The following is a 7,829-nucleotide window of genomic DNA, read 5'->3' as shown; positions in this document are numbered from 1 at the left end:
ATGCGAAACGGTTCGAATCCAGCCCCTCGCCTCGCGATGAGGGACTGAGTGAGCAGCAGCGGATGGCGGTCAGACGGCACATCGAGAAAACGGGGGAAACCTCGGCAGTAGCAATCGCCGGCCACCTCATGCTTCCCCCGTCCGCGCTTGACGAGATACGCTCTTGTGTTCGTACCTACCAGATAGACTGAATTCCACTTTCACCCTGCTGAAGAGGGGTTCATATGCTATCTCTCGACAGAATGGTAATTGGTTATGTCTACCGACAAGCCAACTCCGCCGGATGGATTCGAACTGTTCGAAAGTGCCGAAACTGACAGCGATACCCCCACCGTCGAACTCGAGCCGGGTGACGTGCTCGACGGGATCGTGCTCGACTTCACCGAGGGCGAAGGTGCCTACGGCACCTGGTACCGGCTGCGCATCAAGGACGAGTCCCGCGGGGTCGTGACGTACTTCGCGAAGGGGCAGGTCAAGCGCGCAGCTGCCCAGGACCGCATCGAGGTCGGGGAGCGAATCTGGGTCGCGATGGATACCGAGGAGGACACGCTCGAGCGTGACGATGGTACCGAAGTGCAGTACAACCCGACGATGGTGGGGTTCCCAGGTGGTGACGACTGATGGCTCACTCGTCCTCGTCGATGAGTGACCAAATGTCCGACTACGTGAACCTGCGGACGATCCCGGCAGCGGTCGGCATCGCGTTCTCCGTCATGTCCGTCTACCTGTTCGGTGGCCTCGAGGGACTGACCATCGGATGGGGCATCAACTACACGCTCACCAGCACGCACGCGCTGTGGGGGTCCATGGCTGCCTACGTCATCGCGTTCGCCTCAAGCGAGACGCGCGCGTTCGACCGCTACGAGATGTGGGAGAAGGTCCTCATCGCTGCTGGTCCCGCGCTGATGATCGGCTACGTTCACGTCCAGCAGGTGACTGACTTCATCCACAGTAGCGAACCGATGCTCCCGATCATCGCGTTCTTCGTCTCGTTCGCGAGCTACGGCGTCCTATCCCAGTAACCATGTCCGATGTACAAACTCGCGATCAGCCCACCGAACGCCCTGCTGCTGGGCCTCCTGTGGGCGCTGACGATGGTCTTGGTGTACGGCGTGGTGTTACACTTCGCCGTGTGTCCATGACTGCTGGAGGTGCCTGATGGCGCTTCCGAACCTGCCGGGCACCAAGACTGTAGCCTCGCTGTTCCTGCTCGTGGCTGTCGCCCTCGGCATCGCCGCTGGCGCTGGCGGAGTCGCTGGCCTCGAGGCTGATGCCAACGGGGAGTTCCTCAACGAGACTGTCTCCGTCGATAACTCGACGGATTCCGTCTACGTGGAACTGACCAACGTCTCGAACGGCCCGCTCAACGTGACGGTTTCTGGTCTCTACAACGGAACCGAAACCGTCGTCAACGAGACGCAGATCGACTCGCCCACCAACACGACGGTCCATGAATGGCAAGCGAATTCCTCGGAGTACGATGGCTACCGGATCGTCGTCTCTGAGGATTCGACGGCCACCAACCAGTCCGTAGAATCCATCTCCGCCGGCACGTTCGATGAGACTTCTGGTGGCGGCGGTGGAGCTGGCGACGGCTCTGGATTCAACAAGATGCACGCGCTCGTCGTCGTGATCGTCGCTGCTGCTGCCGGGGTGATGCTCGGTGACGACTGACCTTACCCGCCGCGATGTGCTTCGCCGCGGGTCCGCAGGCGCGGCAGCAACTGTCGGCATCGGTGCCGGCGCGCATCACATGGATGCGTCTCCGGTCGGTGATGCTGAGGCAATCGCACCCATCGTCGCTGTCGGCGCTGCTGCTGCCGCAGCCGGCGTCGGCTACCTCGCCTACGAAGGCGCGAAGAAGGTCCTCGGCGACGAACGGGACTACTCCGAATACACCGGCGGCGAGGCGCTGAAGCTCGAGGTTGCGAAAGGCTGCCTCGAGGTCGCCTCTGCCGACGGGCGTGTGATGACTTCGATCCAGAACAACATCACGCACTCGCAGAACATCGCGCTCGCCAAGGGGAAGGTCGCGCTCATCGAGAAGATGAACGCTGGCGCGCCCGTCGGGGACGCGACTGCGGCGATGGAGGATGCGGTTTCCGAGTACTACTCCACCATCGTCACCAACATCTTCACTCACTCTGATGCGCAACTGAATCAGATATGGTCGATGATGGAGCGGCTCGCAGCCCATGAGGATACGGGCGTGAACAACATCTTCGACCTCTCCAAGTCTGGCGAGTTCTCACAGAAGACCGTCGACAGGCGGGAGAAGGTGACCAAAGAGTACGAGCTTCCTAACGGGGAGATGCTTGAAACTGTCCAGCTTCACCTCGAGTGGGAGAACATTTCCGAGGGCTGGAAGAGTGTCAAGCTCGACGTGACCAATCCTGCTGGCAAGTTGCACAGCAACGGCTACGGTGACGCAGGAGAGGTTGTCCCGTACGACGGGAAGGTCTACGACGACGCGGTGAAAAGCGCCTACGAAGAGCGCAACGCCGTTACCGACACGCTCTCCGGGTTCGCCGATGACGTGTACGCTGAGTACGAGCCCGACGACATCCCGACTGAGGATCTCGTCGACCCCATCACCGCCGCCACCGAACTCAACCAGAACTACGATGGCTATCAGGCACGCGCGGCACACGCCGCGATGATGGGCATCCCGACGCAGGCGGCAGAGTCGCTTACTCTGAAGGTGGAGGACCCCGATTCCTCCGACGAGTATCAGGTGAAGGCCGACCTCTACACCACGCACGTCCCGACGGACAGCGAGGGTAACGAGGTCGGTTTCGAGGTCGGAACTCGGTATACCCCGACCGACTGGTCCGAACCGCTCTACATCGCCTACGAGTCGACAACGACGAACGACGACGGCGAAGTGGTCGCCACCGAGCAGGACTTCGTGCAGCTCGAAGCTCCCTTCACCGTCACCGAGGCGTTCAACAAGGACGGTGAGGCGGTCGACTCCTTCCAGACCGAGAAGAGGGTCAACCAGACGACGGACGTGTCCGCGCTCGAGGAGGAACTCGCACAGGTTCGCGAAACCCAGACTGAGATGCAGGAAAGCGCGCAGCGCGATGACGGCGGGGGTGGACTGTTCGGCGGAAGCCAGAACATCCTGCTCGTCGTCATCCTCGCATTTGCGGCTGCGGTCGCTGGCGCTATCGGCTCGTAACAACCCATGAAACCCACATTTTTGCTCATCGCTGTCCTCGTAGCTGCGGCGTTCGTCCCCGGCGCTGCCGTCGCGCAGGCTGACGATGTGCTTAATCAAACCACGACCGAAACGGAACAGCCCACTGACTGCACGCAATGGATCGACAATCGAACGGCGATCTGCTCGGTCGACCTCGAGGGCGACGTAGCTGTCCTCGAGCTTTACTCCGAGGGAACGCAGAAGGTGACGCTCACCGAGGCGATGCAGGGTGATGGCGAGCTTGCTCGCCAAGAGTTCCTGCTCACCGAGGGGCACAACACCATTCGGTTCTCTATCAACCACGCTTCTGAGACTGTTGGTGTTACCATCGACACCGGAGATGTGCTGTACGGAAAGATCGTCGAACAGGGCGGCACGCTCGTCGGCGGTCCGTGGGGCGTCTCCGACGCACAAGCGGCCGGCGCAGGCGGTGCGGTCGGCGTCGCTGTTGTGACGCTGCTGCTCGTCCTCAAGCGCGTCTACGGTCGCGACGAACACGCGGAGCGGGTAGCATGACGACGACCCAACCGCGCGAGCAGGACCAGCCGTCTCCGTTCGTCCTCGCCGTCGACTTCCTGAAGGTGCGCTTCTGGAGCATCATCGCCGTCTGCTTCGCTATCGGCGCCGTCCTCGTGTACCTCGAGGTCGACTTCGAACTCCCGCGCTTCTGGTTGATATTCGTCCTTGCCTTCGCTGTCGGCGGCATCCCGCTCGGACTGCTCTCCGGCTCGAAGGTGGTCTCGCTGCTGCACAACCCGCGGCGCATCTGGCTGGTCGACCTCGACGCGCGCGTCCTCGAGGGCGGCATCTTCCGCTTCAGCGTCGACGAGTTCCGCTCGCTCCAGGTAACCGACGAAGAGGGCAACACCGGCGCCGACTACAGCCTCACCCAGCTGTCCGATAACCTGTACGTCGGGAAGCAACTCGACCTCGAGGAGCAAACGGTTGTCGGCACCTGGCGCGGGACGCTCGACGACGTGGAGCTGGCGCGCGCGCTCGCTGCGGTCGCTCGGTGCCGCGGCGAACTCCAGCAACAGGCGCAACGCGGCTTCGCCATCGAGACGGCGGCGCCGGGGATCGTCGCCAACGCGCTGCGCGGTGAGGTCGACGACGTGATCGAGACCATCGAAGCCGGCACCCTGCCGGACGAGGGTGACGCGATCTCCGAAGCCATCGAGGACCGGCTCGACGAGCTCGGCTTCGAGGACCACCTCGACCAGCTCCAGGAAGACCTCGACGCCGACCCCGGCGACGAGCGCGACCCCGACGAGTTCGAGCGCGACCAGGAGCGCAGCGACAACGGATCGGAATCGGACCAGCCCACGCCTGAGGTGTCCGTCGATGACTGACGTGGACGAGACCATGCTCACGGCAGCGAAGCTCCGTGAGCAAATCGAGGGTCACCTCGAATCCCACGCCGCTGACCACAAGCACGCCGGCATCGTCGAGGACGAGCAGCATCGCGCGACGCTCTCGTTCATCGCCTCCGCGACGGACGGTGACTTCTACGAGACCGATACCGGCGAGCAGCTGCTGGCAAAGTTCCGCGCCGACCGAGTGACCGACGCCGTTTCGGCCGGGAACTCCTCGGTCCTCTCACATCTGACCGGCGTGACCGAGCAGGACCTCGACGGGTCCGCGCTGCGGCTCCCGCTCCGGCTCGTCGACGCGCTCGAGAACAACGATGCCACCGCGTTCGTCTCCGGTGCGGGCAACCCCAACACCGGAAAGACGAACCTGATGGCGCTGCTGGCGGAACTCCGCTCGACCGTCCTCAACGATCTCCTGGTAATCTCGAACGCTCGGACGTGGGACCGAACGGACCTCGTGGTCACGAGCGCGCACGACCTGGCGGTGACCTGCCTCGAGCATCGCGACCGCCCGAAGTTCGTGTTCGTCGACGAAGGCTCGACGCACTTCGACGCCCGGACTAAATCGCGAGAAGTGGCGGTCCAGTTCACGCCGCTCGCCAAACGCTTCGCGAAGATCAACGTCGACACCTTCGGGACGGTCGGGCACACCGGGAAGGACCTCCATCCTGAGGTGAAACGCCTGACCACGCTCGCGTTCTTCAAGCTCTCGAAGAAAGAGGTCGACTTCTACGGCGACTGGCCTGCCGACGCCGACCACCCTACTGATCGGCAGTTCGGTGGGACCGTCGAAGGGCTCGAACCCGCGCTAGAAGAACCTGATCCGGATGACGCTGCCCCGTGGGACTGGAACCTTGAACCGGACCTTTTCGCTCGGGACCTCGACTGGCCCGATCTCCTCGAACTCCTTCAAGAACGAGGTCCGGCCGACTGACCTACTACTTTTTCTCCATCTCGTACCCTCGGAGCGTGTGACCGATCTCCGCGAGTCCGTCTTCGTCTGAGGTGAACGTGTAGGTCTTGTTTGGCGTGTGTACGTCTAATGACCCCCGTCTCAGCAAATACCCCTGTACTAAAACCCCAACCCCCGCCAAAACGAAGATACTGCTTAGAATCCACATCGCACTATTCGGGATCGGAATCCCCCCGTCAACCAGTATCCCGAAAGCAGCAATCAGCAGCCCGCCGAATATGCCAGCCAGTCCCCAATTGAGGTACCGCTGAGGATATTGCGGTTCTGAGTATTCAATCGAGTTCACACCCTGAAACGAGATGTCGGTAACATCGCTTCCGTTCACGTACACGAGACGGTAAGGTGTGCAGGCCAGCGTGCCCTTGTTCGACTCGCCTACTGCGTCTGGGTTCGCAAAGGCACCGACTTTCGCCGTGACGAACTCTTCCTCAACCAGATACTCGTTGAGTTTCATATCGTCTGAATCAGATAGAGCGTTGAAAAATATTGTTTGTTTTTGCTTTCGTAATGAAAACAGCTCCCGAGATCCCGGCCCCGCCGACTAATCACACCGAGCACATCCCACCCACCGACCCACCCTGTAGTGGGTGGGCGGCCCGCGCGACCCCCTCCCTGCGGGGGGGTCGCGCCTCTTACTCTTCTGAATTCTCAGATTCCTCTAGTAGCTCCTGAATAACATCATCAAAGGAGTCTCCCGGTCCCTTTCGGAGATGTAGTTGTTTCCAAGTTTCTTTGGAGACCGTTACTGTCGTCGTATCTTCAGCCATTGCTTCATCATCTCCCCCCGCTCTCATGGAATGTTGCTTTTGACAGTTCTATTATCCAATGGTTTCATTAACTCATGAGATAATGCTGTCTCTAACGGAAGCAATCGACTCCAAAAACGGACCTCGCTGCTGGAGGCAGCAGGTCCGCACGGGCTTCCGTGAGTGAGGCACGAAAGCCATGCTACACAAGCCATCCGGGGGTAATCAAACCCCCTCCGACGACGGTACCGACCTGATGCGCGCAGCGGAAGTAGATCCACTTTCAGTGGGTTTGGCTCGCGTCTTTTTAGTCAGAAAACAACCGTACGGTATGGTCCCAGAAACCCCTCTCGTGGAGGTTGGTCGATGAGCGGACTGATCTGCGGTGTCTGCGGAACTCGGTTCCCCTACGGTGACGATCACGTCTCCGACTGCTCTGGTGAGGATCACTCACCACTCCTCACCGACGGCGGCGACTGCGTGATTTGTGAAGCCTGCGGCTTCCGCTACCAGGAGGATGAGGCTGGGTGTCCGAACTGTGACTCAAACTCTACTTGGGGTGAGCCTCGTGTCGAGTGAGCAATCCAGCGACGCTGGTCCTCACAACTGCGACGAGTGCGGAGTCCGCATCGAGCCGCTCGCGGACGACGGGTTCACCGAGTACGCGCGCCAGGTCGCCGCCTACGTTGACCACCTCTCGGAAGAGCATCCCGACCACGACCTCCTCGACGAGCCGGAGGGGTTCCTGTGAGCGACGACCTCGAACCCCTCTCTCCCCGCGAGGGGATCGAGATGTACCTCGAAGCCCGGCGGGACGAGCTGACCGAGCGTACCCTCGACGGGCAGAAGTACCGACTCGACGCCTTCCGTCAATGGTGCGACGAAGAAGGGATCGAGAACCTGAACGACATCGCCGGCCGGGACCTCTATCGCTACCGCGTCTGGCGGCGTGAGGGGAACGGCGAAGACCGCGACCCTATCGCGCCGGTCACCCTCCGCGGCCAGCTGGCAACGCTCCGGTCGTTCCTCCGGTTCGCTGAAGAGGTCGACGCGGTTCCCGACGGACTCCGTTCGGACGTACCGCTTCCCACGGTGAGCGGTGGGCAGAACGTCAGCAACACCACCCTCGAACCTGAGCGCGTGGGGGACATTCTGGAGTACCTGAACCGCTACCAGTACGCCAGCCGCGAACACGTCACCCTGCTGCTGATGTGGCACACCGGCGCACGTGCCGGGGCGATTCGCTCGCTCGACCTCGGTGATCTCGACCTGGACGGTGACCGTCCAGGTATCCAGTTCCGTCACCGCCCGGAAACAGGAACTCCCCTCAAGAACAAGGAGCGGGGCGAGCGGTGGAACGCGATCAGTCCGCACGTCGCTCGCGTCCTCGAGGATTTCGTCGACGGACCGCGGAAAGACGTTCGCGACGACCACGGGCGCAACCCGTTGATAAGTACGACGCTCATGTGTAGCAGATTGTTGATTTCAGAGAGTCGCTTTAACAGCGTGTTTGAGTGCTTCTCGACCGGGTTTTCTGA

General features: G+C 61.6%; 11 protein-coding genes. 9 read left to right on the top strand and 2 right to left on the bottom strand.

What is annotated here, in order from left to right; translation table 11 throughout:
• Nucleotides 1–255 precede the first annotated feature (255 nt).
• From AN233_RS00370 to AN233_RS00340, 7 genes are all read left to right on the top strand, one after another.
• A complete protein-coding gene (locus tag AN233_RS00370; RefSeq protein WP_058364899.1) occupies nucleotides 256–621 on the top strand; it encodes a hypothetical protein in 366 nt (121 codons plus the stop codon).
• A gap of 32 nt (nucleotides 622–653) precedes the next feature.
• Entirely contained in the window at nucleotides 654–1,022 is a 369-nt protein-coding gene (locus AN233_RS00365) for a hypothetical protein (RefSeq protein ID WP_058364898.1), read from the top strand.
• Nucleotides 1,023–1,158: 136 nt separating this feature from the next.
• A complete protein-coding gene (locus AN233_RS00360; RefSeq protein ID WP_058364897.1) occupies nucleotides 1,159–1,674 on the top strand; it encodes a hypothetical protein in 516 nt (171 codons plus the stop codon).
• Nucleotides 1,664–3,181: a hypothetical protein gene (locus AN233_RS00355; protein WP_125919942.1), complete on the top strand. Its 1,518-nt coding sequence runs from the start codon at nucleotides 1,664–1,666 to the stop codon at nucleotides 3,179–3,181. The genes AN233_RS00360 and AN233_RS00355 overlap by 11 nt, the downstream gene beginning before the upstream one ends.
• 87 nt (nucleotides 3,182–3,268) lie before the next feature.
• On the top strand, nucleotides 3,269–3,718 hold the full coding sequence (locus AN233_RS00350) for a hypothetical protein (protein WP_218055027.1): 450 nt from the start codon (nucleotides 3,269–3,271) through the stop codon (nucleotides 3,716–3,718).
• On the top strand, nucleotides 3,715–4,551 hold the full coding sequence (locus AN233_RS00345; protein WP_058364894.1) for a hypothetical protein: 837 nt from the start codon (nucleotides 3,715–3,717) through the stop codon (nucleotides 4,549–4,551). The genes AN233_RS00350 and AN233_RS00345 overlap by 4 nt, the downstream gene beginning before the upstream one ends.
• Nucleotides 4,544–5,506 (top strand): hypothetical protein, encoded by a 963-nt coding sequence (locus tag AN233_RS00340; RefSeq protein WP_058364893.1) that lies wholly within the window; start codon nucleotides 4,544–4,546, stop codon nucleotides 5,504–5,506. The genes AN233_RS00345 and AN233_RS00340 overlap by 8 nt, the downstream gene beginning before the upstream one ends.
• A 4-nt stretch (nucleotides 5,507–5,510) precedes the next feature.
• On the opposite strand, the gene AN233_RS00335 is transcribed toward AN233_RS00340, so the two are convergent.
• Together AN233_RS00335 and AN233_RS18335 are read right to left on the bottom strand one after the other, a co-directional pair.
• Nucleotides 5,511–5,999 carry a hypothetical protein gene (locus AN233_RS00335; protein ID WP_058364892.1) on the bottom strand — a complete coding sequence of 163 codons (489 nt, stop codon included), beginning with the start codon at nucleotides 5,997–5,999 and terminating at the stop codon, nucleotides 5,511–5,513.
• 178 nt (nucleotides 6,000–6,177) lie between these two features.
• Nucleotides 6,178–6,312 (bottom strand): antitoxin VapB family protein, encoded by a 135-nt coding sequence (locus AN233_RS18335; protein ID WP_080508259.1) that lies wholly within the window; start codon nucleotides 6,310–6,312, stop codon nucleotides 6,178–6,180.
• A 547-nt stretch (nucleotides 6,313–6,859) separates the two neighbouring features.
• Between AN233_RS18335 and AN233_RS00330 the strand changes: the two genes are divergently transcribed.
• Together AN233_RS00330 and AN233_RS00325 are read left to right on the top strand one after the other, a co-directional pair.
• Nucleotides 6,860–7,042 carry a hypothetical protein gene (locus AN233_RS00330; protein WP_125919940.1) on the top strand — a complete coding sequence of 61 codons (183 nt, stop codon included), beginning with the start codon at nucleotides 6,860–6,862 and terminating at the stop codon, nucleotides 7,040–7,042.
• A gap of 41 nt (nucleotides 7,043–7,083) precedes the next feature.
• On the top strand, nucleotides 7,084–7,829 hold a 746-nt coding region (locus AN233_RS00325), incomplete at its 3' end, for a site-specific integrase (RefSeq protein WP_176696593.1).

Origin of the sequence: Haloparvum sedimenti, from assembly GCF_001462205.1 — an archaeon.
GTDB classification, from domain to species: domain Archaea; phylum Halobacteriota; class Halobacteria; order Halobacteriales; family Haloferacaceae; genus Haloparvum; species Haloparvum sedimenti.
This window is presented reverse-complemented; position numbering and strand designations above follow the sequence as displayed.

Coding starts and splice junctions, on each gene's coding strand:
- AN233_RS00345 (WP_058364894.1), top strand. CDS start 3,715: ATGACGACGACCCAACCGCGCGAGCAGGACCAGCCGTCTCCGTTCGTC.
- AN233_RS00360 (WP_058364897.1), top strand. CDS start 1,159: ATGGCGCTTCCGAACCTGCCGGGCACCAAGACTGTAGCCTCGCTGTTC.
- AN233_RS00340 (WP_058364893.1), top strand. CDS start 4,544: ATGACTGACGTGGACGAGACCATGCTCACGGCAGCGAAGCTCCGTGAG.
- AN233_RS18335 (WP_080508259.1), bottom strand. CDS start 6,312: ATGGCTGAAGATACGACGACAGTAACGGTCTCCAAAGAAACTTGGAAA.
- AN233_RS00335 (WP_058364892.1), bottom strand. CDS start 5,999: ATGAAACTCAACGAGTATCTGGTTGAGGAAGAGTTCGTCACGGCGAAA.
- AN233_RS00370 (WP_058364899.1), top strand. CDS start 256: ATGTCTACCGACAAGCCAACTCCGCCGGATGGATTCGAACTGTTCGAA.
- AN233_RS00365 (WP_058364898.1), top strand. CDS start 654: ATGTCCGACTACGTGAACCTGCGGACGATCCCGGCAGCGGTCGGCATC.